Source organism: Pelotalea chapellei (assembly GCF_018531195.1).
Lineage (GTDB): Bacteria > Desulfobacterota > Desulfuromonadia > Geobacterales > Pseudopelobacteraceae > Pelotalea > Pelotalea chapellei.
In genome coordinates, this window is record NZ_JAHDYS010000019.1 from 31,108 (window position 1) to 57,771 (window position 26,664).

26 protein-coding genes and 1 riboswitch are annotated in these 26,664 nt (G+C 52.0%); of the genes, 12 read left to right on the plus strand and 14 right to left on the minus strand.

Annotated elements, in window-relative coordinates; all coding sequences use genetic code 11:
- Positions 1–49 precede the first annotated feature (49 nt).
- A riboswitch (SAM riboswitch) is annotated at positions 50–149 on the minus strand.
- A 94-nt stretch (positions 150–243) separates the two neighbouring features.
- From pdxA to cobM, 3 genes are read right to left on the minus strand one after another with little or no spacing between them, the layout of a single operon-like run.
- Complete coding sequence (gene pdxA / locus KJB30_RS15950) at positions 244–1,257, minus strand: 4-hydroxythreonine-4-phosphate dehydrogenase PdxA (RefSeq protein WP_214301175.1); 1,014 nt, start codon at positions 1,255–1,257, stop codon at positions 244–246.
- Positions 1,250–2,323: a cobalt-precorrin 5A hydrolase gene (locus KJB30_RS15955; RefSeq protein WP_214301177.1), complete on the minus strand. Its 1,074-nt coding sequence runs from the start codon at positions 2,321–2,323 to the stop codon at positions 1,250–1,252. The genes pdxA and KJB30_RS15955 overlap by 8 nt, the downstream gene beginning before the upstream one ends.
- Before the next feature lies 1 nt (position 2,324).
- Complete coding sequence (gene cobM, locus KJB30_RS15960; protein WP_214301179.1) at positions 2,325–3,101, minus strand: precorrin-4 C(11)-methyltransferase; 777 nt, start codon at positions 3,099–3,101, stop codon at positions 2,325–2,327.
- A gap of 399 nt (positions 3,102–3,500) precedes the next feature.
- Between cobM and KJB30_RS15965 the strand changes: the two genes are divergently transcribed.
- Genes KJB30_RS15965 through KJB30_RS15990 form a run of 6 tightly spaced genes read left to right on the plus strand, consistent with a single transcriptional unit; the run spans position 3,501 to position 9,155 of the window.
- Positions 3,501–4,727, plus strand: coding sequence for an efflux RND transporter periplasmic adaptor subunit (locus tag KJB30_RS15965; protein WP_214301181.1), 1,227 nt, complete (start codon positions 3,501–3,503; stop codon positions 4,725–4,727).
- Between the two features lie 2 nt (positions 4,728–4,729).
- Entirely contained in the window at positions 4,730–5,413 is a 684-nt protein-coding gene (locus KJB30_RS15970) for an ABC transporter ATP-binding protein (protein ID WP_214301183.1), read from the plus strand.
- A 57-nt stretch (positions 5,414–5,470) separates the two neighbouring features.
- Positions 5,471–6,643 carry an ABC transporter permease gene (locus KJB30_RS15975; protein ID WP_214301246.1) on the plus strand — a complete coding sequence of 391 codons (1,173 nt, stop codon included), beginning with the start codon at positions 5,471–5,473 and terminating at the stop codon, positions 6,641–6,643.
- Positions 6,644–6,652: 9 nt separating this feature from the next.
- Positions 6,653–7,399, plus strand: coding sequence for an acyl-[acyl-carrier-protein] thioesterase (locus tag KJB30_RS15980; protein WP_214301185.1), 747 nt, complete (start codon positions 6,653–6,655; stop codon positions 7,397–7,399).
- 50 nt (positions 7,400–7,449) lie between these two features.
- On the plus strand, positions 7,450–7,869 hold the full coding sequence (locus tag KJB30_RS15985) for an HIT family protein (protein WP_214301186.1): 420 nt from the start codon (positions 7,450–7,452) through the stop codon (positions 7,867–7,869).
- Positions 7,866–9,155 carry a M16 family metallopeptidase gene (locus KJB30_RS15990; protein WP_214301187.1) on the plus strand — a complete coding sequence of 430 codons (1,290 nt, stop codon included), beginning with the start codon at positions 7,866–7,868 and terminating at the stop codon, positions 9,153–9,155. Before KJB30_RS15985 ends, KJB30_RS15990 begins: the two co-directional genes overlap by 4 nt.
- A gap of 23 nt (positions 9,156–9,178) precedes the next feature.
- Here KJB30_RS15990 and KJB30_RS15995 read toward each other — a convergent pair whose 3' ends face one another.
- The 6 genes from KJB30_RS15995 to htpX all read right to left on the minus strand — a co-directional run bounded on the left by KJB30_RS15995 (position 9,179) and on the right by htpX (position 14,858).
- Positions 9,179–10,636 carry a transglutaminase-like domain-containing protein gene (locus KJB30_RS15995; protein ID WP_246545747.1) on the minus strand — a complete coding sequence of 486 codons (1,458 nt, stop codon included), beginning with the start codon at positions 10,634–10,636 and terminating at the stop codon, positions 9,179–9,181.
- 118 nt (positions 10,637–10,754) lie between these two features.
- On the minus strand, positions 10,755–10,958 hold the full coding sequence (locus KJB30_RS16000; RefSeq protein ID WP_214301189.1) for a hypothetical protein: 204 nt from the start codon (positions 10,956–10,958) through the stop codon (positions 10,755–10,757).
- Between the two features lie 18 nt (positions 10,959–10,976).
- Positions 10,977–11,894: a diguanylate cyclase gene (locus tag KJB30_RS16005; RefSeq protein WP_214301190.1), complete on the minus strand. Its 918-nt coding sequence runs from the start codon at positions 11,892–11,894 to the stop codon at positions 10,977–10,979.
- Between the two features lie 65 nt (positions 11,895–11,959).
- On the minus strand, positions 11,960–12,625 hold the full coding sequence (gene rpe, locus KJB30_RS16010) for a ribulose-phosphate 3-epimerase (protein WP_214301191.1): 666 nt from the start codon (positions 12,623–12,625) through the stop codon (positions 11,960–11,962).
- Positions 12,626–12,645: 20 nt separating this feature from the next.
- Positions 12,646–14,004 carry a 16S rRNA (cytosine(967)-C(5))-methyltransferase RsmB gene (rsmB, locus tag KJB30_RS16015; RefSeq protein WP_214301193.1) on the minus strand — a complete coding sequence of 453 codons (1,359 nt, stop codon included), beginning with the start codon at positions 14,002–14,004 and terminating at the stop codon, positions 12,646–12,648.
- Positions 14,001–14,858: a zinc metalloprotease HtpX gene (gene htpX, locus KJB30_RS16020; protein ID WP_214301195.1), complete on the minus strand. Its 858-nt coding sequence runs from the start codon at positions 14,856–14,858 to the stop codon at positions 14,001–14,003. Before htpX ends, rsmB begins: the two co-directional genes overlap by 4 nt.
- A 354-nt stretch (positions 14,859–15,212) precedes the next feature.
- Between htpX and ndk the strand changes: the two genes are divergently transcribed.
- Both ndk and KJB30_RS16030 read left to right on the plus strand, forming a co-directional pair.
- On the plus strand, positions 15,213–15,626 hold the full coding sequence (ndk, locus tag KJB30_RS16025) for a nucleoside-diphosphate kinase (RefSeq protein ID WP_214301197.1): 414 nt from the start codon (positions 15,213–15,215) through the stop codon (positions 15,624–15,626).
- Positions 15,627–15,840: 214 nt separating this feature from the next.
- Positions 15,841–17,304 (plus strand): cytochrome c family protein, encoded by a 1,464-nt coding sequence (locus tag KJB30_RS16030; RefSeq protein WP_214301199.1) that lies wholly within the window; start codon positions 15,841–15,843, stop codon positions 17,302–17,304.
- A gap of 81 nt (positions 17,305–17,385) precedes the next feature.
- Here the strand turns inward: KJB30_RS16030 and miaA are convergent, their stop codons facing one another.
- A complete protein-coding gene (gene miaA / locus KJB30_RS16035) occupies positions 17,386–18,300 on the minus strand; it encodes a tRNA (adenosine(37)-N6)-dimethylallyltransferase MiaA (protein ID WP_214301201.1) in 915 nt (304 codons plus the stop codon).
- Between the two features lie 129 nt (positions 18,301–18,429).
- On the opposite strand from miaA, the gene KJB30_RS16040 reads away from it, so the two are divergent.
- The 3 genes from KJB30_RS16040 (at position 18,430) to KJB30_RS16050 (ending at position 21,345) form a co-directional block, all read left to right on the plus strand.
- Entirely contained in the window at positions 18,430–19,368 is a 939-nt protein-coding gene (locus tag KJB30_RS16040) for an NmrA family NAD(P)-binding protein (RefSeq protein ID WP_214301203.1), read from the plus strand.
- Positions 19,365–20,018, plus strand: coding sequence for an isoprenoid biosynthesis glyoxalase ElbB (elbB, locus tag KJB30_RS16045; RefSeq protein ID WP_214301205.1), 654 nt, complete (start codon positions 19,365–19,367; stop codon positions 20,016–20,018). Before KJB30_RS16040 ends, elbB begins: the two co-directional genes overlap by 4 nt.
- An 82-nt stretch (positions 20,019–20,100) precedes the next feature.
- Positions 20,101–21,345 carry a M48 family metallopeptidase gene (locus KJB30_RS16050; protein WP_214301207.1) on the plus strand — a complete coding sequence of 415 codons (1,245 nt, stop codon included), beginning with the start codon at positions 20,101–20,103 and terminating at the stop codon, positions 21,343–21,345.
- A 47-nt stretch (positions 21,346–21,392) separates the two neighbouring features.
- Here KJB30_RS16050 and KJB30_RS16055 read toward each other — a convergent pair whose 3' ends face one another.
- Positions 21,393–21,989, minus strand: a complete 597-nt coding sequence (locus tag KJB30_RS16055) for a helix-turn-helix domain-containing protein (RefSeq protein ID WP_214301209.1) — start codon at positions 21,987–21,989, stop codon at positions 21,393–21,395.
- A gap of 181 nt (positions 21,990–22,170) precedes the next feature.
- On the opposite strand from KJB30_RS16055, the gene KJB30_RS16060 reads away from it, so the two are divergent.
- Complete coding sequence (locus KJB30_RS16060) at positions 22,171–24,138, plus strand: penicillin-binding protein 1A (RefSeq protein ID WP_281415707.1); 1,968 nt, start codon at positions 22,171–22,173, stop codon at positions 24,136–24,138.
- A gap of 57 nt (positions 24,139–24,195) precedes the next feature.
- Here KJB30_RS16060 and KJB30_RS16065 read toward each other — a convergent pair whose 3' ends face one another.
- From KJB30_RS16065 to KJB30_RS16075, 3 genes are all read right to left on the minus strand, one after another.
- Complete coding sequence (locus KJB30_RS16065; protein WP_214301211.1) at positions 24,196–24,372, minus strand: hypothetical protein; 177 nt, start codon at positions 24,370–24,372, stop codon at positions 24,196–24,198.
- Positions 24,373–24,497: 125 nt separating this feature from the next.
- Positions 24,498–24,698, minus strand: a complete 201-nt coding sequence (locus KJB30_RS16070) for a cold-shock protein (protein ID WP_214301213.1) — start codon at positions 24,696–24,698, stop codon at positions 24,498–24,500.
- A gap of 486 nt (positions 24,699–25,184) precedes the next feature.
- Positions 25,185–26,267: an IS5 family transposase gene (locus tag KJB30_RS16075; RefSeq protein ID WP_214301215.1), complete on the minus strand. Its 1,083-nt coding sequence runs from the start codon at positions 26,265–26,267 to the stop codon at positions 25,185–25,187.
- Between the last annotated feature and the right edge of the window lie 397 nt (positions 26,268–26,664).

The following is a 26,664-nucleotide window of genomic DNA, read 5'->3' on the forward strand; positions in this document are numbered from 1 at the left end:
CCTTCACATAGTATGAGAAGGGGCTGAAACGACTTGGTTACAGCGCACCCTCTCATCTTTGCCTTACGGCAGGAATTAGCACCTGACGTCCCCGTGGACCGGTTGCTGTGGTTTCGCAGGGCCTTTCCCTCCACCACTCTAGATAAGCAGGTTTGTGTCGCAGACAATACGAAAGAACAGTTTTTTTGTCAACAACTAGATGAGGTTGTGCTGCCTCTCTGTGCTGGGATGGATATCCGCAATTCAGGCTGGGTTTCCGGCCATTCCTACGGCCATGCTGATGGCCGCCAAAAGGCTTTGTTCCGATGCCCGTCCAGTTCCCGCAAGATCGTAGGCCGTTCCATGATCAACCGAGGTTCGGACGATCGGCAAGCCGAGGGTAATGTTGACGCCGTCATCAAAGTGCAGCATTTTGAGAGGAATCAGTCCCTGATCGTGATACATGGCCACCACTCCATCATAGGTGCCCTGTTGGGCAAAGTGAAAGAGAGTGTCCGCCGAAAGAGGGCCAAGGGCATTAATTCCTTCTTTGCGGGCTGCCTCGATGGCCGGAGTAATCACATCCCGCTCATGACTACCGAACATGCCCCCTTCGCCGCAGTGCGGGTTGAGCGCTAGCACGGCAAGAACCGGATCGGCCTTGGCCGTAAGCCTCCGTACTCCGTCCCTTGTTACACGAATGGTCTTCAGTACCTTCTCAAATGTCACCAGTGCGGGGACATCAGCAAGTGCTTCATGAATGGTGACCAGGCTGACACGCAGTACCGTGCCGGCCAGCATCATCACGAAATCATCGGTTCTACACAGTTCAGCCAGAAGTTCGGTATGCCCTGGATAATCGTGACCGGCACGATTTAAGGACTCCTTATTAATGGGTGCGGTAACCATGGCTGCCACCTTTTGCTCCAGGCACAAGCGGGCAGCTGCGCGGATGTAGCCATAAACCGCCTCTCCGGCAGCGGTTGTAGGAGAGCCATATTGTAAGTCTTCTTGCGCGAGTTGTGATAGCGGCAGAAGTGCAATGCTTCCGGCTGGAACTCGGCCGGCATCCTCGGAAGCCTTGATTTCATGCAGCATGAGAGCTGAGCCGCACACTTTGATAGCTCGCTCCATGGCACCTCTATCACCAATTACAAAAGGGATACAGCTCTCAAACGTCGTAGGCTGCTGCAGTGCCTTGACGATTATCTCCGGGCCGACTCCGCAGGGGTCACCCATGGTAATGGCAATCAATGGCTTGGCAGGTATATCAGACATGAATTCCCTCACTGAGTTCTGCCACCGCCAGTGTGACATTGGTGGACTTGATTTTTTTCAAGAGCAGCGGTCCTTCACCAGAGGCGAGCATTGCTGCCGGTTCGGCAACGCCGTAGGCTCCAATGGCGGACATGACATGGGCTGAGGGTGGGGTGGGGGCTACAACCTGATTAAGTTGCTCACTGGAGTAAAAAAGGAGAGGGACCCCGAGCAGGGCGGCATAAGCAACCAGTCCCGGCTCATCACGCTTGGCCTCAGCCGTGGCGACACAGCAGATGCTTTTGGGTGAAAGCAGGATGCGCTTCAGGTTGGTAGCCACACAGGCTTCGATCTCTTCAGCAGGTGTATTGCGGTTGCAGCCGATGCCGAGCACAAGGTTCCTGGGGCGCAGGATCAGCAGGCTCTCGGTCATGGTCTGGGGTGGGATATAGCGATTGGTAACGAAAAGTATCCCTTGGGCCGCACTGCTCAAGGCTTTTGCAAAAGTTTCGTGGAAGGTGAGCTTGCCTCGGCCATGGAACCAGCTGCGGGTCGTCCCGCTTGGGTCAACTACAGCGATTTCCTCCCCATCCAGCAGCAGGCGGTTGAGAGTCTTGACACGGGATATATCATCGATCACCCAACCCTGGTCTTTGGCCAGCATGTCAAAGGAGGGCAGGTCATTGGCATCCGTGGCGGTGGTTATGACCGGCCGGGCTCCGCTGAGGAAGGCGCAGCGCTCAGCCAGTTCATTAGCGCCTCCCAGGTGCCCTGAAAGCAGGGAAATTGAAAAATGAGCAGCATCATCCATGACTACAATGGCAGGGTCGCACTCTTTTGACTTCAGGTGTGGTGCGATCATGCGCACCACGATGCCGCTGGCCATTATGAAGATCAGGCCATCCATCCGCTGCCATAAGCTGGTGACCAGCTGTTTCAGGTCGCCGGGCTCGAACAGGAAACGACGGTTACCGGAGTGGCCGGCGTAGCGTTTCGCGATATGCAGTTCGATTTCTGGCAGCCCTTCCTGCAGCTTTCGACCCAGTTTGGCGCCATTACGGGTTATGGCGATCACGGCCAGGCGCATGTCAGGTAACTATGCCTCTGAAACCATGGGCAAAGCTTCCATCGTACAGCATCGATTTTGCTTTGAGCCCTTCTCGTCTGGCTGCCAACACATCACCGACAATGATCAGCGCTTGTCGGTCGATGCCCGCCTCGTGCACCTTGTGCACGATGTCTGCCAGGCAGCCCCGGAGGATCTGTTCATCTTCCCATGACGCCTTGCTGACAATGGCAGCAGCGGTTTCAGGTGTATAGGCGCCTCGCAAAAGCTGTTCAACCACGTCTTCGATCATGCTGACGGAAAGGTAAATTACGAGGGTGGCTCCCAGAGCGGCAATCTTGTGGAGCTGTTCTGCCTCCGGCACAGGTGTGCGTCCCTCCATGCGGGTGAAAATGACGGTCTGGGAAACTTCAGGAAGAGTCAATTCCTGCTTGAGAGCTGCAGCAGCGGCAAAGGCGCTTGTGACGCCGGGGACAACAGCATATTCGACTCCCAGCTCGTCAAGCGCTTCCATCTGCTCCTGGATAGCGCCATATATGGAGGGATCGCCGGTATGGAGGCGGACGACACTCTTGCCTGAGGCAACGGCATCCATGATGACTTCGATGACCTCACCGAGTGTCATTCCGGCAGAATCGTATATAAGGGCAGTTGAGGCGTGGCATTCCACCAGCTTGCGGTCGACCAGGCTGCCGGCAAATATGACAATGTCCGCATTTCGCAGGAGGTGCCGCCCACGGAGAGTTATGAGATCAGCCGCTCCCGGGCCGGCTCCAACAAAATGTACCTGTGCTGACATGTGCGGCTCCATCGTAAGTGAAATTATTAAGAAAAATGACAGTTTTAAACCCTGCTTTTGTAGTCCGAAACCAGCGGCATGTCAAGCCGCGGCAGAGCTTGGGCCGGAAGGATGGAGTGAAAATTTCAATTGACAATCGTTTGAATTGCTTTAAGATAAAAATTGTCCTGTTGAAGCTGGAAATCCAACGAAAGGAGACCCTGATTATGTGGACAGAAAGATTTAGAATTCGTCCGGTTTCCCACTGTAAAGAGGGTTGCCCTAGTTGGCCCGCCGCATAGCGGCGGCGGGCACACCACGAAAAAGCCCCAGTCTGCGGACTAGGGCTTTTTTTTTGGGAGCAGTTCCGGTATCATTTGTGACTGATTTCACTATATTCCCATCTCTTAAGAGAGTTTCATGAAAAAGAAAATTCTGCTTATTTCAGCAGCGGTATTGGTCGTGGCCGGCATAGCCGCTGTAGTCTACTGGAAACGCACCCCCGAGATAACCTACAAGACCGCCAGAATTGAGCGTGGGACCATTGTCTCCACTGTTTCAGCTACCGGTAATCTGAGCGCGGTGAAAACTGTACAGGTGGGTACTCAGGTTTCGGGTACTATCCAGAAGCTGTATGTCGACTACAACTCCCGGGTGAAAAAAGGGCAGGCGATTGCCGAAATAGATCCTTCTCTGTTTAATGCCTCGGTCGAGCAGTCGCAGGGAAATTACTTGAGCGCGCAGGCCAACCAGCAGAAGGCAAAGGTAACTCTGGCCGACGCTGAACGTACACTGGCACGTAACAAGAAGCTTCTTGCAGAAGGCATCATTTCCCAGGGTGATTTTGATGTGGCTGAAACGGCATACCAGGCTGCGCAGGCCGGATTGAGGGCTGCCGAGGGGAGTGTTGCTCAAACACGGGGATCTCTGATGCAGTCCCGCACCAATCTGCGGTTCTCGGTAATCAGGTCTCCAGTGGACGGAGTTGTTATTTCCCGCGCCGTTGATGTGGGACAGACCGTGGCTGCCTCGTTCCAGACTCCCACCTTGTTTACCATTGCCCAGGATCTCACCAAGATGCAGATCGAAGTCAGTGTCGATGAAGCTGATATCAGCCGCATCAAGCTTGATCAGAAAGCCACATTCACCGTGGATGCCTATCCGGAGCAGACATTCCAGGGCAGAGTGGTGCAAATCCGCAGCGCACCGGTTGTAACCCAGAATGTCGTTACCTACGTTGTCGTGGTTAATGTGGATAATACGGACCTCAAGCTGTTACCCGGCATGACTGCCAATGTTTCAATCCAGGTTGCTGTAAAGGAGGATGTTCTCAAGCTGCCGCCTGTGGCACTGCGTTTCAAGCCTAAAACAAAAGAGGCTGCGCAGCCCGAAGTGAAGCGCCAGGGAGCGCCGGCATCTGAACAGGCTAAAGGAATGCGCAGGGGCAAAGGTCAGCAGGTGTATATTCTCAAAGACAACAAACCGGTAGCGGTGCCGATCAAGACAGGTATCTCCAACAATACCGGCATCGAACTTGCCGAAGGGGCGCTCAAGGAAGGGGATGAAGTGGTCGTTGAACAGCAGGGAGGAGGAGACGGCAAGAAGAAGCAGGGCGGTGGCGGATCACCTATGGGACGCCCCTTCTAGTCATGTCGACCGTTATTTCTCTCAGCGATATCCGTCGCGTTTTCATCATGGGCGACCAGCAGTTTGAGGCTCTCAAAGGGGTCTCATTTTCGATCGAATCGGGGGAATTTGTCGCTATCATGGGTGCTTCCGGCAGCGGCAAGTCCACTTGCATGAACATCCTCGGCTGCCTGGACCGTCCCACCTCAGGTGACTATCTGCTGGACGGTCTTGGGGTGGCAAATATGAATCAGGATCAGCTTGCCGAAATCCGCAACAGGAAGCTCGGTTTTGTCTTTCAGGGATTCAATCTGCTGGCCCGCACCCCGGCTGTAGAAAACGTGGAGTTACCGCTGGTGTACGCGGGACGCTCCTCCAGGGAACGGCGGGCCAGGGCGATGGCGGCCCTGGAGCAGGTCGGCCTGCAAGGAAAAGAGTACAATCATACCAGTCAGCTTTCAGGGGGCCAGCAGCAGCGGGTGGCAATTGCCCGGGCCTTGGTCAATGATCCGGCTGTCATTCTGGCTGATGAGCCCACCGGCAACCTGGACAGCACTACCAGTGACGAAATAATGAACCTGTTTACCAGTCTCAACCGTCAGGGGATCACCATAATCATGGTGACCCACGAGGCGGATGTGGCAGCTTATGCCGGTCGCAGGATTACCTTCCGAGACGGCCGGATTATTGACGACACCAGAGGGTGACGGTTGGATTTTCTTCAGACTTTTAAAATTGCTCTCCGGGCGCTGCGCACCAATAAAATGCGCTCATTTTTGACCATGCTCGGCATCATCATCGGCATTGCGGCAGTGATTGCCATGATGGCGGTCGGCTCGGGTGCCAGCTATGTGATCTCTCAACAGATCGCCAGTATCGGCAGTAACATCATTCTGGTTATTCCCGGTTCCACCACCAGTGGTGGGCTCCGCATGGGCAGCGGCGGTAGTCAGACCCTGACCTCGGACGATGTCCGTGCTGTCATGGCAGAATGCCCTTCGGTACTACGTGCATCAGGTACCACTCGTTCTACCTCCCAGGTGGTTTACGGCAATATGAACTGGTCAACCATTGTCATGGGTGCCGCACCGGAGTTGTTTGATATCCGCGAATGGCCGGTGGTCAGCGGCCGCAGCATCGGCCAGCAGGATATGGAGGGTGGTGCCAAGGTGTGTCTGTTGGGCCAGACCGTGGCGGAGAACCTGTTCGGCGGTGATGATCCTGTCGGCAAGATGGTGCGGATTAAAAAAATTCCTTTCACGGTTATCGGTGTGCTTGAACGCAAGGGGCAATCGCCCCAGGGAACCGACCAGGATGACACGGTTTTTGTACCGTTGCGCACGGCTCAGGTTAAACTGTCACGCTCCTCATTTCCCAATTCGATCGGAGCAATGATCGTACAGGCCAGAAGCGAACAACTTTTGGACAAGGCTGAGGAGGAAATAAAAAATCTGCTCAATCAGCGTCATCGCATCACGGCAGGTAAGGAGCCTGATTTCAGTACCAGGAACCTTTCTGAAATCCTGGCTGTCGCAGAACAATCCTCCAAAGCCATGTCACTGCTTCTGGGGGCCGTAGCCTCCATCTCGCTGATAGTGGGGGGCATCGGCATTATGAACATCATGCTGGTTTCAGTTACGGAGCGCACACGGGAGATAGGCATCCGCATGGCCATTGGCGCCCGCCGCAATGACATCCTGCTGCAGTTCATGACTGAAGCGGTGCTGCTGACCCTGATCGGTGGCCTGATCGGCATTTGCCTGGGAGCAGGTGGCGCCCTGATCGTGTCTCATATTCTCGAATGGCCAACCCTCATTTCGATAGAGTCTATTACCATTGCTTTCTTTTTTTCCGGTGCAGTGGGGATTTTCTTCGGCTTCTACCCGGCCCGGAAAGCTGCCGGTCTTAATCCGATAGATGCCCTGCGCTACGAATAAGGTGATCCAGTGACAGTCAGTTTTGAGCACAGTTTCCAGGTTCATTATCACGAGCTTGATTATAACGGGAATGTAAGGCCGGTTACCTTGCTTAACTATCTGCAGGATGCAGCCGGAATGCATGCCCGGCAATTGGGCGTTTCCGTTGTCGACCTGCGAGAGAAGGGGTTGACATGGGTGCTTTCCCGCATACACATAATCTTCGAACGGTATCCCCGTGCCGACGAGAGCGTGCTGGTGCGAACCTGGCCGTCAACTCGCGAGGGTTTCTTCAGCTGCCGGGAGTTTGAACTGCTGGACAGGCAAGGATGCTGCACGGCTCGTGCAACTACCTCGTGGGCGGCTCTTAACGTTGCCACACGGCGGCCGGTGCTGCTCGATAAATACCTGCCAAGCTATCCTCTGCTGGCGAGACGAGCAGTGGAAGATGATTTTGCCTCGCTGCCTCTTCTACCTCCGGAGGCCGAGACCGTAGAACTTTCCTTTCGCGTGCAACGCAGTGACCTTGATATCAATCAGCATGTCAACAACACGATTTACGCCGGCTGGGCTCTTGAGACCGTGCTGGAAGATCTTGCCCGAGGTACGCTGGCAGAACTGGAAATATCTTTTCGGGCAGAGGCGCTGTACGGCCAATCTGTTCTGTCGCGATGTGCAGTAATCAAGGGGACGGACATGCCTTGCTGTCTGCACCAGATTGTAGAAAAAAAGAATGGTCATGAACTGGCTAGATTGAGGACAAAATGGCGTCTGTGATGTGCATTTGTCGAAAATCAATGAAGTTGTTCCGCTGAGGAGAAATGCCAATGCCATTGCCCCAATGTCCCATGTGCAGCCGCTGGGAAGATGACAGTGATCTTGCAATCATTGAACTGCGCCATTCCCGGGTTGTACTTAACAGGGATCAATTTTTTCCCGGCTACTGTCTGCTGTTTACCAAAGAGCATGTGACAGAACTGTTCCACTTGACGTCCGGGGTGCGAGGCGAATTGATCGAGGAGGTCAGTCGTGTGGCCCAGGCGCTTTCCAAGGTGTTCAAGGCGGATAAAATTAATTACGAGTTGTTGGGCAACATGGTTCCGCACATGCACTGGCATATTGTGCCGAGGTTCAAGGGAGATCCGCTCTGGCCGCGCCCCATTTGGGCAGAATCCCACGATGAAGTATTTCTGGCGCCGGAAGAAAATAGTAGCTGCATTGATCTGATACGAAAGGCGCTTTCATGATACGACCCTTTACCCATACTCTTTCCAACGGCCTGCGTGTAGTCTGTGTCGAAATGCCTCATCTGCATGCAGTTGAGTTGGCCATTTATCTCAAAGTTGGAGGGCGTAACGACCCTTCGGGCAAAGAAGGACTCTCTCATTTTCTTGAGCACATCCTCTTTCGCGGGACAGAAGATTTTCCCGGATCTTTGGAAATAGAGAATGCTTTCGAGGCAATCGGTGGTGCACCAAATGCCGCGACTGACGCCGAATCAACCTGCTACTACTCGCGTATCCATCCTGATCATGTCCGCCGGGGAATGGAAATATTCGCTTCCATGCTGCTGCGTCCCAAGCTGGCCGGGATTGAGATCGAGAAACGCATCATTGCAGAGGAAGCTCGGGAAGACTTGAATGAGCGCGGCGAAGAAATCAATACTGATACCATAGCAAGCCGGCTGCTCTGGCCGCGTCACCCGCTCGGCATGCCGACCATTGGCACACTGGAAAGTATTGCTGCGACGTCCCGTGAAGATCTTGCTGAACACATGCGGCGCTTTTATGTGCCTAAAAGTGCTGTGGTTGTTGTGGCAGGCCCGGTACGCAGTCATGAAGTTTTCACGGCTGCCATGGAAGTTTATGGTGATTGGCAGGGTCAGGAACAGCCTACTGTGGTTCCGGTCACCAAGCGGCATCTTGCTCCGCAGATGCGTTTTGTACGGGATTCGGACAGCCAGATTAACTTGCAACTGGCATTTCTGGGGATCTCTCGAGTCGATCGGCACTTCATGAGTCAGCGTCTGTTGCGACGGCTGCTGGCTGGCGGGGGAAGCTCCCGTCTGCATCTGCGGTTGCGGGAACAGCTTGGCATAGTCTATTCAGTAGAGGGGTCCATCGGTGCATATGACGAGACAGGATGCCTGGCCTTTGATCTGTCCACCGCTCCCGAAACTCTGGTCCAGGCTGTTGAAGTCGTCCTGGAGGAGATGATTCGGATCACCAGTGTACCGGTCCCTGCAGCCGAGTTGGATCGCGTGCGGCAGTCGTATATATATGATCTGGAATACAGCCGGGATTCTGCCTATGAGATGGGTGGGCGCTATGGCTGGGGCGAACTGATGCAGGTGGTACGTAATATTGAGGAGGACCAGCAGGAGGCGAATGGTGTCACGGCGGACGATCTGCTGGAGACCGCCCGCCTGGTATGTGCACCGGAAAATCTACGATTGGTAGCTGTGGGGCCCTGGAAGAATGGGATGAAGAAACAGGTGCGCGAGGTGGTGGAACGCTATTCAGGGTCCTTCTGATCAGCAGATACCGTCGGCAGGTATCAGTATTTCGTATCCAGAACTTTTATGCTGATTCTTCCGATGATGGCGATAATTGGTGCCATATCTTCCTGGGTATGCCCTTCAAAAAACTTCAAATGAGTAGGATCTGCCGGCAACTGGTTAGACGTAGGATCTACAGCTGTCCAGCGCCCACTAAGCATGCTTTCTGCCCAGCTGTGATACAGGAAGCCTTTTCCCTCAAGGTACACCAGACCGGAAACAAATCGTGTGGGGATGCCAGCGGCTCGTGCCAACGCAGTATAGAGTCTGGCGTGGGTCTGGCAATTTCCATGACGGGATTTAAGGCTGTTTAAAGCACCACCACTATCATCCACTGTATCTTTAAGCCATTCTGAAGTCCATGTTGCCAGTGCCCTGGCTGTCTCTTCCGGACTCTTGGTGTCCGCAGCTATTTCCTTTGCCTTGCCAACAATCTCCGGAGCATCTGATTCGATTTTTTCTGCAGGCTGCAGGTAATTACTCTTTACCTCTTTCTGGCCAGGTTTCCTCTCCTCTGATTTCGTCGGCAGCAGCGACCCGGTCTTCATGGAGATGCGGCCATTCCCTGATTTCTCCATCACCTGGCCCCCTTCCTGCAGAAGGGGCAAGCTGTCATTCCAACCGCTGATTTCAACCTCAAGGCCTTTCAGCTTATGGGACTCCTTTATGGGCGGCTCGGCCCGGATCAGACTGAAATCATAGATCAAATCTTTGCCCGAGAGCGCGACATCGCTGACAAAGCCCGCTAACTGCCTTGGCTCTTCTGCCCTGGTGACCACCAATCCTTCGCGAACCGACTCCAGGAGGGTATTCCCCTGGCTATCCACCCAGATATCATTGGAGACGAATGGATAAAGGTTATTGCGCAGCTTTAAAGCGGGCTGGCCATCAGGCGTTTTGTCCTCACCCACTACGCTGATCTTTACTTCCTTGATCTTGATCTCCTCCGGGTCAAAAGTCAGCACTTTGTAAGTCTTGCCGGCCAACGCTTCCTTTAGCAACGGGTACAGATTAAGTGCCGGTCCAGGATAAATGTCTCCTCTGAACTTCAAGGTCTTTTCCTGGGCTTTGCCGTTGCTCTCGTTTTTGATGCGTAAAGAAGAATCATGGACCTTGCCGGTGATGCGGGAAATGGTGCCATTTAATTTCTGTTCCACCTCAAGGGAGCGCAGGGCGAGATTCTTTCCGGTCAGATAGACCTCCCGGGTTGTAGCCTCTTTGGAATATCCCATTACTTTCATGCGAACGCTGCCGTCCCCTTCCAGCAAATAGCCTTGGGGCACTTCGGAAATTGTTTGTCGATAGAAACCGACACGCTCTTTGTCCACATAGATTCCGAACCAGCGTTCGGACAGAGGTGGCTTTTCCAGCTTTTTTGGCGGGGTTGCAGCGGCAAAACTCTCGCCTGAAAGGAATATGCTCAGCATTACGAAGAAGAGGCATTTCATGGTGGTCATAAACATTCTCCCGGAAAATGCGGTTACAAAAAACGCCACCCTGGCACTTCGAAACGATTTCGAGGTGCTGGTCGTGGCGCAAAATGATCACGAACCAGATCTGAGGTTGCGTAACAGGTTACTCTGTAAAAATTGAAGTCTTTTCTGCCTCGGGTCGTGTTTCCTGCGGCTTGAGGGGGCACTGGTTAGTTGAGCCATCATGCTCTTTTTCACCAGTTCTGTGGTTTAATGCTGTGGCAGCAGCCAACAGTTCTTCTTTGGCCGATGAACTCATTTTTCTAAATTCAACAATCAGTCTTTGTTCGTCAAGGTTTAAATCCATAAGTCCTCTTTTTTCAGATCAGATGGCACATTCCACCCGGTTGCGACCACTGGTCTTGGCCCGGTAGAGAGCGTCATCCGCAAGTTTGATGAAATCGTCAACAGTAGAGCAGCAGGGTACTGCAAAGGTCGCCACACCAAGGCTTGCCGTGATGCTCAAGGCAGATAAAGGTTCTCTGAAGGTGAGTGACTGGATCGCGATGCGAATCCGCTCTGCAACAAAAATAGCTTCTTCAAGAGAGGCGTCAGGAAGCACGGCTAAGAATTCTTCACCCCCATAGCGGGCTGCGGTATCATAGCTGCGCAGTTCTTTCTGCAATTGGACGGCCACCTTTTGGAGCACGATATCTCCCTGCAGATGGCCATATGTATCGTTGACCTGCTTGAAATGATCTATATCAAGGATGATCAGTGAAAGATTTCCACCTTTGCGGATGGTACGCTGAACTTCCTTGTCCAGTGATTCCATCAGGTAACGACGGTTGTACATGCCGGTAAGATGGTCGGTATTGGACAGCTCAAGCAACAGTTCGTTGGAACGTTTCAGATCATCCTGCAGATGCTTTATCTTCAGATGCACCTTGACCCGTGCCACCAGTTCTTCGGGGTCAAACGGCTTGGTGATGTAGTCACTGGCACCCTGTTCAAGGCCTTTGACCTTCAGATCCCGATCATTCATGCCGGTCAGGATAATCACCGGCACATCCTGGAAATCGGGACGTGATTTCAACATGCCAAGAAATTTGAAGCCATCCATGCGGGGCATCTCAAGATCGCAGAGGATGATGTCAACGGGAGAGGCGAGAAGTTTCTTGAACCCTTCGAGCCCGTCCTCAGCCTCATAATAGCGCTCGAACAGGTTAAATGCCTCAAGAGACCTGATTATCCGCTCCCGAATGGCGATGGAATCATCTATGACCAGAACAGTATTGAGCATGGTTTCGAATACTACATTAGATTAAAGGTAAAAACAATTTTCTAATTGATCGGTATGAAACAATGTTACAGCAGCGGCTCATGGGCAAGATTCTTTAAATCAGCAATTGTTGCAGCATAATCTGTGCTGCCGAAAACAGCGCTGCCTGCAACGAATACATCGGCACCGGCATGGGAGATACGGGCGATATTGGAAGTTTTTACACCACCATCCACCTCCAGTTCCGCTTCACATCCACGTTTGTCCAGCATGGCCCTCAGTGCCTGGATCTTTGGCAGGCAGGCATCGATAAAGCTTTGGCCGCCAAAGCCGGGATTTACCGTCATAAGCAGTACGAGATCCAGATCGTTAAGAACATACTCAAGCACATTGAGCGGAGTTGCCGGATTGAGTGAAACCCCAGCGCGCTTGCCGAGGGATTTGATCAGCTGCACGGTGCGGTGCAGGTGATGGACGGCTTCGGCATGAACTACAATAATATCCGCTCCGGCGGCGGCAAAGTCGGGGATATAAAGATCAGGATTTTCGATCATCAAATGCACATCCAGCGGCAGCGTTGTAACACGCCTGGCGGCCTCGACGATCAATGGTCCGATGGTTATGTTGGGGACAAAGTGCCCGTCCATTACATCAATGTGGACATAGTCGGCACCCGCGGCCTCGATTGCGTGAATTTCATCGCCAAGTCGTGAAAAATCTGCGGAGAGAATGGAAGGGGCAATTTTCTTCATGGAAACCTCTGTTGGTGTAATCATCTTTTTTTCAGCCGTGCTGCAAAAAAGCCGTCCATGCCGTGGCGGTGGGGCCAGGTTCGCAACATGCCTTCACTGGTGAACAGATCATGCCAATGGGGGAAAATGGTGTTCAGGTCTTCTAGCACACAATCATTCTGGCGAGAAACGAAATCCCGCACAACGGTTTCATTTTCCTCAAGGGTCGTAGAACAGGTGGAGTAGACCAGTGTGCCGCCAGGCTTAAGCAATCTGAAGGCATTCTTCAGCATGGCCCTTTGGGTTGTGGCAAGCCGGGTAAAGTCTGCAGGAGTAAGCCTCCATTTGGCTTCCGGATTGCGACGGATAACCCCCAGTCCCGAGCAGGGGGCATCCAGCAGGACACGATCAAAGGCATGTGCGGGCATGGCAGCGGATTGCAGCAGATCGGCGGAACGGGTGCTGATGATCCTTATGCCGAGCCTTTGAGCTGACTCCTGGATCAGGGGAAGCTTGTTGCGCGAGATATCCATGGCCAACAATTCGCCACGGTTATCCATGAGCTGCGCCAGATGGGTGGCTTTGCCCCCCGGGGCTGCGCAACTGTCCAGGACCCGCTCCCCCGGCTGTACGCCCAGCAGCAAAGCTGCCACCTGTGAGGCTTCATCCTGGACTGCGAACAGGCCTTCACGAAAACCTGGCAGTCCTGGGATATGATGGCGCCCCTCGACCACTATTCCTTGGGGTGAATAATGGCATGGGACGGCGGAGATGCCATTATCGGTAAAACGCTGCAGAAGTTCCTCGCGGGATGTCAGCAAGGTATTGGTTCGCAATGTCAGGGGAGGTTGAAGAGAAGACGCCTCGGCCAGTTGCTCTGTTTCCGCCAGTCCAAGCTGATCGAGCCACTGGTTGACCAGCCACAACGGCTGAGAGTGGCGGGCAGCAATGGAAGCGACCGGAGAGGTAAGCGGGTCGGGAAACGTGATGTTGTTCTTGCGGCGCAGGTAATTCCGCAACACTGCATTGACCAGTCCACTGGCGCGGGGAACAGATTGCTTTGCCAAATTAACCGTCTCATTGACGGCTGCAGACTCAGGAATGCGGTCCAGATATACCAGCTGATACAGGCCCAACCGCAAGAGGACCAGCACAATTGGTTCCAGCTTGCCAAGCGACTGGTTCAGTAGTTGGGCGATTATGTGGTCAAGAGTACCCTGGCGACGCAATACTCCGAACACCAACTCTGCAAACAGACCCCGGTCAGGACCGGAAAGACGGCCCTCGGACAGCTCCCGGTCCATTAATTGATCAGCGTAACATCCTTCTTTCTGAATACTGCGAAGCACGACACAAGCAGCTTGGCGTGGATTGGATAAGGTCGGGTTTTGTGTGCTCAATAGCTGTGTGTCCTTGATATTTCCCGCAGGCGCTCAATGCGTTCGGCCATTGGGGGATGAGTAGAAAACAGTGACATCAGGCTGCCGCCGGTCAAGGGGTTGACGATAAACATGTGGGCTGTAGCGGCATTGGCCTGCATGGGAATCTGATGATTGGCCATTTCAAGCTTCTGAAGGGCATTTGCCAGAGAGAGCGGGTTTCCGCTGATGCTTGCTCCGCCGGCATCAGCTCCGTATTCCCGGGATCGTGAAATCGCCATTTGCACCAGCATGGCTGCGATGGGCGCCAGGATCGCCATCAACAGCGTACTCCAGATGCTGCCGCCCCCCTCGTTATCGTCACTCCGTCCACCGCCGAACATTGCGGCCCACTGTGCCATATGGGCAAGGTATGTGATCGCGCCGGCAAATGTGGCTGCAATGGAGGAAATGAGAATGTCACGATGTTTGACGTGTGCCAGTTCATGGGCCATGACACCTGCAAGTTCATCATCAGTGAGGATGCGCAAAATGCCGGTGGTTGCAGCAACTGCAGCGTGCTCCGGATTCCTGCCGGTGGCGAATGCATTCGGAGTGTCAGAGTCGATAACATAAACCCTGGGCATTGGCAAGTTTGCCCGCTGGGCAAGACGGCGTACCAACCCGAAAAAACGGGCATCTTCCCGTTCGGTTATTTCCCGTGCCCCGTACATTGACAGAACTACCTTGTCTGAGAACCAGTATGCGAAAAAGTTCATCCCTGCTGCCATGACAAAAGCCATGGTCATGCCCCCGCGGCCTCCCATCATCCCGCCCAGAATGACCAGCAGGACAGTCAGCAGCGTCATCAAGAATGTGGTTTTGAGCATGTTCATTGTGAACCTCGCAGGCCAGGAGTCTGTCGGGCTTAAATTAACTCGGCTGCAAATCCGCCTGTACGGTCCATATTTCGCCGTTTTCTTGGTCAATAGAACAACTATTGTCCTGCGAAATCGACAAAATCTTGCCTCGTCCAGTCGAATTTTCACTACGACTTATTAAGCCCGACAAAACTCCTAGAAGTTAATGTTTTCCTTATTTGTTTCTTTTATTATCATAACGATTGCCATGTAAAAGAGCAAGGGGGGCAGGGAGGATTGAGGCAGCCGGAATGGTTAAAAATCTTGACAATTCCTAAAGCCAAATGGTATCTGCTCTATTCTTAAACATTAGTCAAATTGGAGGAATACATGGAACGTACATTTGCAATCATTAAGCCCGATGCAGTTGAACGCAAACTGGCCGGTAAGATTCTTGACCGGATTGAAGCAAACGGATTCAACATTGTCGGCATGAAAAAAATAAAGCTGACCAAGGCGCAGGCTGAGGGTTTCTACTATGTGCACAAAGAGCGTCCCTTTTTCAACGATCTGTGCGCTTTCATGTCACGCAGCCCTGTGATTGTGCTGTGCCTTGAGAAGGAAAATGCAATTGCCGACTGGCGCACCCTGATGGGAGCCACTAATCCGGCTAATGCAGAACCAGGTACAATTCGTAAGGATTTTGCTGTCAATATTGAAGAAAACTCTTCCCACGGTTCCGATGCTCCGGAAACAGCTGCTTTCGAAATTCCTTACTTCTTCAGCGCGCTGGAACTGGTTTAATAACGTCCTTTATATTCTGATTTGTAAAGCCCTTCTCCTGAAGGGCTTTACTGTTTCTGCCCCGCCTCATTTCGCTCCAATCTCCCTACACGCTGTTTTTTACAACCTTATTAGCCTTGACATGTATGCCTATCCGCGATATCAAATTAACGCTATTTCATTATGGTGTGCTTGCTTTTTGCAAGAAAAAACATATCAAGGAGGAAGCTAAGTTATGATTCGTAACATCTTTTCAGCAGCAGTGGTGGCCTTCAGCCTTGTCTCATGTATCGCCTACGCATTTGCAGCGGAAGATAAGGTTTTCAAGGTGGACAAGGAATTCTACCCTTACTACCCGTCACTCATGAAATGGGACAAAACCTCTGCTCCTTTTACTCCTCCTGAAACCTGTGGAGAGTGCCATGAACAGCAATACAAGGAATGGAAAGGCTCGGTCCACCAGCTTGCTTTTCAGGATCCTGTCTATCAGGGAGAGCTGAACAAGGCGGTCAAGGCGGTCGGGCATGAGATAGCCCGTCAGTGCGAAGGGTGTCATTCACCTGTTGGTGTTGTTACCGGCGAAGTCAAAAAACCTGGCATTTCCGGACTCTCCTCTATAGCTCTTAATGGTGTGTCCTGTGATGTATGCCACTCGATTAGCGGTGTAACCCATACCCAAACCCCAGCCAAGGTACCGGAAAACGGATCCTTCATCCTTAAACCTGGTGTAGATGGAAAGGATGGCCCGGTTTTGATCAAACGTGGTCCGCTACAGCCTAGCCAAGAGTGCGGTGGCGGATTCCATTCCTGTGAACAATCAACTCTTCACAAACAGGCGGATCTGTGCGCATCCTGCCATCAGGTCTATCATTACGATACCCACTTTCCTCTGGAAGCCACCTACAACGAATGGAAGCAGGGGCCATACGCTCAGAAGGACATTCATTGCCAGGATTGTCACATGGTTGATTCAGCCACCTTCAGACGTTCTGCCGATGATTTCAAAAAACCGGCCAGAGGAGAGTACCGCCATTATTTCAATGGGGCTAACTATCTTCTGTACTACCTGGCCTCCGCAGCGGCCCAGAAAGCTGGCGACAAGCAGTTGGCAGACACCTTGACTGAAAAGTACAAGATGGCAGTTGATCGCCTGCAAGCAGCTGCAGACATGGAAATTGCCCCGGTGTACCGCAACGGGTCTCTGGCAGAGCTAAAGATCCGCGTCAAAAATGTCCGTGCCGGCCACAACCTGCCCACATCTCTTACCAACGTGCGGCAAATGTGGCTTGAAGTTACCGCTCGTGACGATAAAGGGGAGGTCCTGTTTACCAGTGGAACAGTCAAGTCTGATGGCGCGCTCCCTGAAGATGCCAGGGTTTTCAATTCGGATGGCATGGGCAACGACTTTCACTTTGCCATTGATCCCTGGGTAGTAACGGCCTTTTCACGTCACGAGACTATCCCTCCCCGGGGTTACAAGGATGTTTTTTACGGACTTGCTCCCAAGAAAGGACAGAAGGTCAGCATTGAAGCCAAGCTGCGGTACCGTCAGGCTGACCAGGCGGTGGCAGAGGCTCTCTTGAGTGCCGTACCCAAGGACATCGACCTCAAAGCGATTTATGGTCTTGAGAGGGTCCCGACTCTGCCGATAGTGGATATGGTCGTGCGGAAAGCCGAACTGACCGTGGCAGGCAAATAAAAACGTTCGAAAAGCAGTTTGAGAAAATGGCCCGCCGGAGTAATTCCGGCGGGCCATTTTTATGCTTTATCAAAAAAGTTACTACGAGACCTGTCTCATAATCTCCAGTGTTTCTGCAAGTGGATCAGCATCACCATTCACCCAATGTATTTTTACCCCATGTTTCTCCATCCTGCGGAACCAGGTTTCCTGGCGTTTGGCAAAGTCATGGATAGCGCTGTTCAATTTCTGGAAAAGGTCGTTGCGACTCAGTTCACCCCGCAGGTGTGCACCGATAAATCTATATTCCAGCCCGTAGTAGTCCAGTCGCTCCCATGAGACGCCTGCCTGATGCAGGCGCTCGACTTCCAGAATCATACCCTCCTCCAGGCGCTGTTGCAGTCGTTCCGTTATCCGGCGACGCAATTCGCTGCGTTCCCAACGGATACCGATAACCAACGGCCTAATGTCTGGGAAAGGTTCGCTTTCATGGCCATGCTCCCGTTCGTATTGCGCAATTTCAATCGCCCGGATTGTGCGTTGCCGGTCCAGTAGATCCGTGCTGTTGTGCAGTTCCGGCCTCAGGTTACGCAGCAGCTCAGCCAGCTCTTCCATTCCTCGCTGCTCAAGTTCAGCCCGCAGTTCATGGTTTTCCGGCACGGCCACCATGCGATAGCCGCGCAAGGCTGCATCCAGGTACATGCCGGTGCCACCGCACAGAATCGGCAGGCGCTTCCGGCAGCGGATTTCTTCGAAGGCGGCAAGAAACAGGCGCTGAAAGGCAAAAACATTGAATTCTTCGCCGGCATCAAGGATATTGATCAGATGATAAGGGATGGTGCCATATTCGTGCAGATCCTTGCCGGTTCCGATGTCCATGCCACGAAAAACCTGGCGGGAGTCAGCTGAGATAACCTCACCGTCAAGAAGGCGGGCCAGAGCCACAGCCAAGCGGGTCTTGCCCGAAGCGGTCGGGCCGAGAACAGTTAACAGATTATGTGGAGGCAGATTGCTCATTGATGTCCTGTCGCGTGGCTGTTATTCCGGCCGGAGTTTTCAAACGGACACAAGGTAGCACATGTGCCAAGGTGTTTGCCATAAGGTACATCTTGCCTTCTGATGAAGATATGGCACAATAGCGAAATTATGGATATTAATGGTAAAAAGGTGCTGATTACCGGAGCTACCGGCTTTATCGGTAAACGGCTGACACGTGTGCTGCTGGAACGCGGCTGCAGGGTGCGTTGCATGGTACGCCGTGATAACGCCGGGAAACCTGAAGGCGCCGAAGTAATTCGGGCTGACATGCTTGATCGCAACTCACTCCTGCCGGTCATGGCGGGAGTAGATACCGCCTTTTACCTGGTGCATTCCATGGGAGGGGGGCGCAGTGGTTTCGAGCGCCGCGACCGAGAGGCTGCAGCCAATTTCGTCTGTGCTGCCGAAGCAAATGGTGTGCGGCGGGTGATCTATCTCGGTGGATTGGGGGAGACAGGGAGCCGCCTTTCCGGGCACCTTGCCAGCCGGATGGAAGTTGCTGACATTCTTCGTGCCGGATCCTTTGCCACCACCTTTTTGCGAGCAGCTGTGATCGTCGGTGCGGGGGGGGCATCCTTTGAGCTGGTGCGGGGATTGGTGGAACGTCTGCCGGTCATGATCACTCCGCGCTGGGTCTCAACCAGGTGTCAGCCGATTGCGGTGGATGATGTCATCTCTTATCTGGCCGGATGCCTGGAGGATGAGCGCACTGCCGGAAGGACTTTTGACATAGGCGGACCTGAAATTCTGACCTACCGTGAGATGATGGAGCATTTCGCCCGTGTTGAAGGAAAGCCCTTGATGATTGTGCCGGTGCCGGTTTTGACTCCCCGGCTTTCCTCATACTGGGTCGCTTTGTTCAGTCCGGTCCCACCCTCTGTTTCGATGCCGTTGATAGAAGGATTGAGCAGTGAGGTCATCTGCAGGGAACACTCAATTCGGGACCTGATACCGCTGCGGCTGTCGTCCTATGACGAAGCTGTACGGCGGGCGCTGGCCGAAGAAGTCGTGATCAAGGATCAACATGAAAAAGGAGGGGTACAATGAAGAAGATCGGGGTTGTTCTTTCGGGTTGTGGAGTGCGTGACGGCAGTGAAATCCACGAGGCGGTGCTTACCCTTCTGGCTATTGATCAATGCGGTGCAGAAGCGCTCTGCATGGCGCCCGACACCGAGTTTACGGAAACTAACCATCTGACCATGGAGGAGACCGGTGCACGTCGCAATGTCCTCGTGGAATCGGCTCGCATCGCCCGCGGCAACATTCGCAACATCAAGGATATCAAGGCGACCGACCTTGACGGCATCATCTTGCCCGGAGGGTTCGGGGCTGCCAAGAACCTGTGCGACTTTGCTGTCAAGGGTGCTGCCGCCACGGTACAGCCTGAGGTGTCCCGGCTGTTGCGGGAGATGGCAACTGCCAGTAAACCGATCGGTGCAATCTGCATCGCTCCGGTGGTGACTGCTGCCGTGCTGGGCAAAGATCTGGCACCTACCGTTACCATTGGTACCGACGCCGGTACATCTGCTGAAATCGAGAAGTGCGGGGCAAAACATCAGGATTGTCCTGTAACTGAATTTGTAGTGGACAAGAAGAATAAACTGGTCTCGACACCCGCCTATATGCTGGCTAACAGCATTTCCGAGGTGTATGAAGGTATTGGCAAATGTGTCAGAGAAGTTGTGGCATTAAGCTGAAAAGTGTCGTGGCATGAAACTCGACGGGGGCGAGGCGGGTGCTTCGCCCCCGCTTCTTATTTGAGAGAAAGGTTTTCAAGCAATGAAGTTGTTCCTGTTTGTACTCTTTACAGCTATTACGCTTTTTACTTACTGGTTGCGTTTTATCAACCTGCGGCACCTGAAAACCCACGGCGATACAGTGCCTTTGGGTTTTGAGGGAGCCGTTGATCAGGAAAAACTGCGAGCCAGTTCCGCGTACACCTGCGAGTCCAGCCGTCTGGGATTGTGGGAATCATTGTTTGACAACCTGCTGCTGATCGTATTTCTGTTTGGTGGCCTGCTGGCGCTCTATGACAACTTCATTTCCCATCTGGGAGGGACTTTCATCGTCAGCGGAATTTTCTTTTTTTTGTTGCTGACCTGGTGTCAAACCTTGCTGGGCATACCTTTCAGTCTTCACGGCACCTTTGTTATCGAAGCGCGCTACGGCTTCAATACCATGACGCCCAAAATGTGGCTGCTGGATTTTTTGAAATCCCAGGCTATCGGCGCAGTGCTGATGGTGCTGTTGATGGGGGCGGTCCTTTGGCTGATTGAGTGGAGCCCCCTGCGCTGGTGGTTGTGGGTGTGGGGATTTCTGGCTCTGTTCAGTCTGTTTATGATGTTCATTTCACCCTATGTCATCGAGCCACTTTTCAACAAATTCGAACCGGTCACCGAGCCGGGGCTGGAGGATGACATCCGCCTCATGATGGAAAAGGCCGGCCTGAAGGTTGGACGGGTGATGCAGATGGATGCCTCCCGTCGCAGTCGACATTCCAATGCCTACTTTACAGGCATCGGCAAGGTAAAGCGGATAGTGTTGTATGATACCTTGATCAAGCAGATGACCCATGGCGAAATTGTGGCGGTGCTTGCTCACGAGATCGGGCATTGGAAGAAAGGGCATATCTGGAAAAGACTCGTGGTGGCGGAAATTATAGCTCTGGCTGGTTCGTGGCTTACCTTCAGGTTGTTGCAGTGGGAGGGATTGCCAGGTGTGCTGGGGCTGCCCCCGGATCTGTCCTTGCCCGGCAAGCTGATAGTAATAGGCTTTATCGCTTCTCTGGTGCTGTTTCCGCTTACCCCGTATTCCGCGTGGCGTTCCCGATGTCACGAGCGGGAGGCGGACCGTTTTGCAACCGACCTGACCGGCCGACCTGAAGACCTGGCTTCGGCATTGGTCAAGCTGTCCGTGGAAAACCTGTCAAACCTCTTCCCCCATCCATTCTATGCCATGTTTCATTACTCTCATCCGCCGGTCGTGGATAGAGTGCGGACGCTTAAGGATTGGGCAGGACGGTAATTCTGAAACTTTTCATGCCACTGTTGGATAGTTGTGCAATTCAGGCGTTATTCCCGCGAGTAAAGCACGGCCACAGCCCTGGCTCGGCCTTCGCCTACTGCAACCCAGCCATGGAGTTGGCTGGAGTCGTAGTAGATGCTGTCACCGCTATGCAGGCTGATGATTTCATTGTTGTAGTGAAATTCCAGCTCACCCTCTGTTACGTACAGAAACTCCTCATCTCCTTCATGCTTAAAAAGAAGTTTGTCATCCCATTCACGTTTTTCGAACTCCACCAGAAAAGGTTCCATATGTTTATGGCGCAGGCCTGGTGCCAGTGAGTGGTAAATATAAGGCCGGGCTGCATCATCGGATGTCTGTCGGAAAATTCTTTCAGGGGCCTCATCACTTCTGGTGAGAACATATTTCTGACGATTGCCTTCGTCCTCAAAGAAAAAGTGAATGTCCACCTTGAGCCCCTTGGCGATTTTAAGTAGTGTGGCAAGAGGTGGGATTACCTGCTGATTCTCTATCTGGGAGAGAAGCGGCTTGGACAATGTTGTCAGATCCGAAAGTTCCTGCAGGGTCAAGCGTTTCTGCTGGCGGAGGGCACGAATTTTTTCGCCGATCCGGAATTCTCTTATCTCTGCCTTGATGTCGGTCATCGTGATCTCTTTTCTGGGGGAATCAGCTGCACGGGACTATGTTTGCACAACAAACCAACAGGTTCAATGTTTTATGTGTTACATTAAAGACAAATTCTTCTGAAGGAGTATCAAAAACTTGAATTCTTCGGTCTATTTTTTTTGTAAAAAAAGGTTCTTCGCAACACTGTTGGGAGCCTTCTTGGTTTTGAACCTTTTCCATGTAGCGGCTGCACAGGAATCGTTTTCCACTCACCCTCCGCTGCCATCCGGATATTCTTCCATACGTGTTTTTGATAACCAGGGGAAGTTTGTCGGCCGAATCATGCCGGAACGCAGGTATTGGGTACCAATCAGCCGTATTCCTACATTTTTGCAGAAAGCTGTGGTAGCCGTAGAAGATTCGCGTTTTTATGAGCATAGCGGGATTGATTTGCGTGGGATTGCCAGGGCATTGGTGAAAGACGTGGTCAAAAGGAGAATGGCTGAAGGGGGATCGACAATAACCCAGCAATTGATCAAAAACAAGTTCCTTTCAGGTGAAAAAAGCCTTGACCGTAAGGTCCAGGAAGGTCTGATGGCAATCGAGTTTGAGAAGAAGTATACCAAGCAGCAGATTCTTGAAATGTATTTTAACGAAATCTATTACGGGAATGGAGCTTGGGGCATCGCTCAGGCAGCACGTGTTTATTTTGATAAGAATCCGGAAGACCTGACTGATGCCGAATGTGCCATGTTGGCAGGCATACCGAAATCTCCGGGGCGCTATAATCCACTGGGCAAAACGGCCAATGTCACGGGGCGCAGGGATGTTGTTCTCAAGCGTATGGTTGATCTAAACATGATCACTCCGCGGCAGAGGCAGGCTCTGCGATCCAATCCGGTTTCAGTTACCAAGCCTGGACAGGTTCCGCAGTATCTTGCACATATCCGAAATAAACTGATTGAACGGTATGGAGTCGGAATTATCGAGCAGGGCGGACTGGATGTAATCGCGGCCCTGAATCTTAACTTGCAGAAACAGGCGGAACAGGCGTTGCGGGAGGGGGTTAAGAAGATATCCCCTGATCTTCAGGGAGCACTGGTGTGTCTTGATGCTGCCACGGGGGATCTTTTGGCAGCCGTTGGTGGAGTTAATGTTACCCAGGATTCCTATAACCGGGCCTTTGCAGCCAGACGTCAGCCCGGTTCGGCTATTAAACCGTTGATTTATGCGGCTGCTCTTGAAAATGGATATACTGCTGGCAGCATGTTTAATGATGCACCAGTGGCTTATGATCGAGGAAACAACCAGGTCTGGAAGCCTTTGAACTATGGTCGCAAAACCTATGGTGATTTGAGTCTGAGACAAGCCTTGGCTTATTCAAGTAATGTGGTTGCAGTAAAGCTGCTGGATGCCATTCAGGTGCCTTACTTCGTGGAATATGCGGGGAAAATGGGGTTGTCCCTGCGGGCTCAGAATGGACTCGCTCTGGCCCTAGGAACTGAAGAAGTCACTTTGAATGAACTAGTGCAGGCATACACTCCACTGGCTGCCGGAGGTTCGCGGATTGAAGCCAGAAGTATTATTCGGGTGTATGATCGCAGATCCCATGCCTGGACTGAAAATCCCCCCAAAGTCACTCCCGTCATTTCTCCAGCAGCTGCATTTGTTACCACCCAGATGCTGAAGGATGTAATGACCTATGGAACTGCAAAGAATCTCACTAAGTTCAGTAGCATGTACCCATCAGCCGGAAAAACCGGCACAACTGATGATTATCGGGATGCCTGGTTTGTCGGTTACACCCCCCAAATAGTAACCGGCGTCTGGGTGGGATATGACAAGCCACGACCAGGAGGGAAAAACTTTACCGGAGGAGTGATTGCCGCTCCAGTCTGGGAAAAGTTCATGCGCAAGGTAGTGGCATCGAAGCAGGCTGTTGAGTTTACAAAGCCAGAGACAGTTGTTTCCGTTTCTATAGATCCCGCGACTGGCTACTTGTCCACTCCTGGATGTCCTGACAAACGGGATGAATTCTATATCGCAGGAACTGAGCCGATTGAGTATTGCCCGAAGCATGGAGATACTGGCGTGCTGTCGCCCGCCACACCGCCAATGGATACTGAAGGAAAACAGATTGGTGTGGGTACGGAGTTGACAGAAAAGGGTGGGCTGGAAAAAGAATAGGGATGAAGAGAAGGTACGGGCTAAAATGCTTTCTGGTGAAGCAATCTAGATACTGAGTTATTCAGGTTGAGCCACTGTAATTTCATTCGGTGTCTCTTCTTCAACTGATTCCTCAGAGCTGGTTTCCGGTTCTGAATTATTTTTGGCCAGTTTTCGCTGAAGCTTTTCATCATTCTTCTTCTTCCGTTCCAATTCTTTTTGTCGTTTCTGAAATTGAAAATTTGGTTTTGCCATAAGTCGCTCCTGTGTGAATGAAAATCGTTTTGATCTTTAGGATCAGGTAAGAGTGCCTTTTAAGGGGCGATAAAAAAAGACCCCGAGTGGTCCCGGGGTCTTTGGGGGCTGCTGAAAAGAGTGAATTAAATTTTTGTTACGTTTGCTGCCTGAAGACCTTTTGGCCCTTTGGTTACTTCAAACGTCACCCTGTCGCCTTCTGCAAGCGATTTGAATCCGTCACCTGCGATAGCTGAAAAATGGCAAAAAACATCCTCTCCACTTTCCTGCTCAAGAAATCCAAAACCCTTGCTGTCGTTAAACCATTTTACTGTTCCGTTTACCATGTGTGTTCTTTCTCCTGAAGCTTATTGTTTTTGTTCGAAATCGAACTATTGAGACAATAACAGCTTTGTTCTATTTGAGTCAAGATGTTTAAAGTAAGGGACATTTGCAAAACCTGGAATGCGTATCTGGTAATAAAAAAGGAACGCATTTTTTATTTAAATAGTCATCCAATTTAATAATCAAGTTCTTGAATAGATAGGGAATAAGAGCAAGATACCGTGTCTTATCCATTCAGAATTCAGTTCATTTACAGTATATCTGATACATAAAAGCATATATTCTTTTGCATCACGATGAAAAAGTACTCTTTACACTTGGAGCCAGCTTAGCAGGTCGTTGAATTTCGACCCTATTTGATTCCTGTTCGATGTTCGAATCGGTTTTTGGGTTTGTTTCGCTCTTCAGGTTGCTGTGAATTCGTTTTTTTGCTCTTTGTTAACTCATTTTGTTGATGTTTCCAGGCTTCTTGGGGGCAATTCCACCTCTCAGGTGACACCAAGGCCCAGGTTTTTCATTCGTACCAGGTTGTAGGCCACTGCGTGAAGGGCAAGTTGCCAGCCGATCTTCTCGATGCCACGGTACATGGTCTTACGTATTCTGCCGATGGTCTTCATCCAGCCGAATCCTTCTTCGATCCGCTTTCTGATTTTCTGGCTGACGGCGTAGTTCGGGTGCTTGGTTGTTCGGCCGTCAGTGGCCGATTTCCGGTTGGTGTCGTTCTGGGCCACATGCGGCGTGATCTTGAGGCTGCGAAGTTCCTTGACGAAGTCTGCGGTGTCGTAGCCTTTGTCGCCGCCCAAGGTGATACGCCGGGTTGTGCGAGGTAGCTTCTTTACCATTGTCTTGGCCGCTTCACGCTCGCTGGTGCCGGATGCCGTGGTTACCTGGGTCTTGACGATCAGGCCGCTGCGGTTCTCCATCAAGGTATGTCCCTGGTAGCAGAGTTTGGACTCCTTGGTCTTACCCTTGCGGTAGAGCCGGGCATTGGGATCGGTGACGGATGCATGGGTATCGTTCTTGAGCTTCTTACCCTTGAAGTCCACGGTTTCGTTTTTGCCACCGCCTGCTGATGGCGGGCCATCTTTGGGCTTGAAGCTCTTGATGGAAGCCCATGCTTCGATGAGGGTGCCGTCAACGGTGAAGTGCTCACGGGACAGTAGATGCTTCCTCTCTGCCTGGGCAAGGACACGTGAAAGGAACTCGGAGGCAACATCTGAACCGATCAATCGTTCCTGATTCGTGGAGAAACTGGAATGGTCCCAGACCTTTTCTTCCAGGCTCATACCGAGAAACCAGCGAAAAAGAAAGTTGTAGTGGATCTGCTCCACCAACTGCCGGTTGCTGCGGATAGAATACAGAATCATCAGCAATTGCGCTTTCAGTAGCTTCTCCGGCGGAATCGAATATCTGCCGGTAGTAGCGTACATACTATCAAAGAGCTTATCCATCCCCTTCAGAGCTTCATCGGCCATGGTCCGTATGGCACGCAAGGGATGGGTCTTGGGGATAAAGGATTCAGGTGTCACATAGGCAAATATTGCTTCTGTTTGACTGTCGTATCCGCGCATAACTTTCCTCAATGATTACGGTAAATTATGCGCAGAAAAGTATCATAAATCAGTGAAAACAGCTAGTTGAATTTCAACAACCTGTTAGTTTATTGCCGGCAGCAATCTACTTTTTACAGATCAGAATACGTTCCCGGGCACACCCCGTCTCCGTTCAGCCCCCCTGCTTGATGCACTGTTATGGCTTAAGACAGCAAAGTTCTGCTGCAATATGTGTATATATTAATTATTCAAGCGCATCCTTTTTGGGGCTGCTGTATATTTTAAAAATACAGGTGAAAAGGGAAACATTTTTGACTAACCATTAAGAATACGAATGTTTATGCCGAGAATACAAAGTCTGACAGAAGAAGCCCGAGAAGTTATCGTATATGAAAAATATACAGGAAGTGGCACA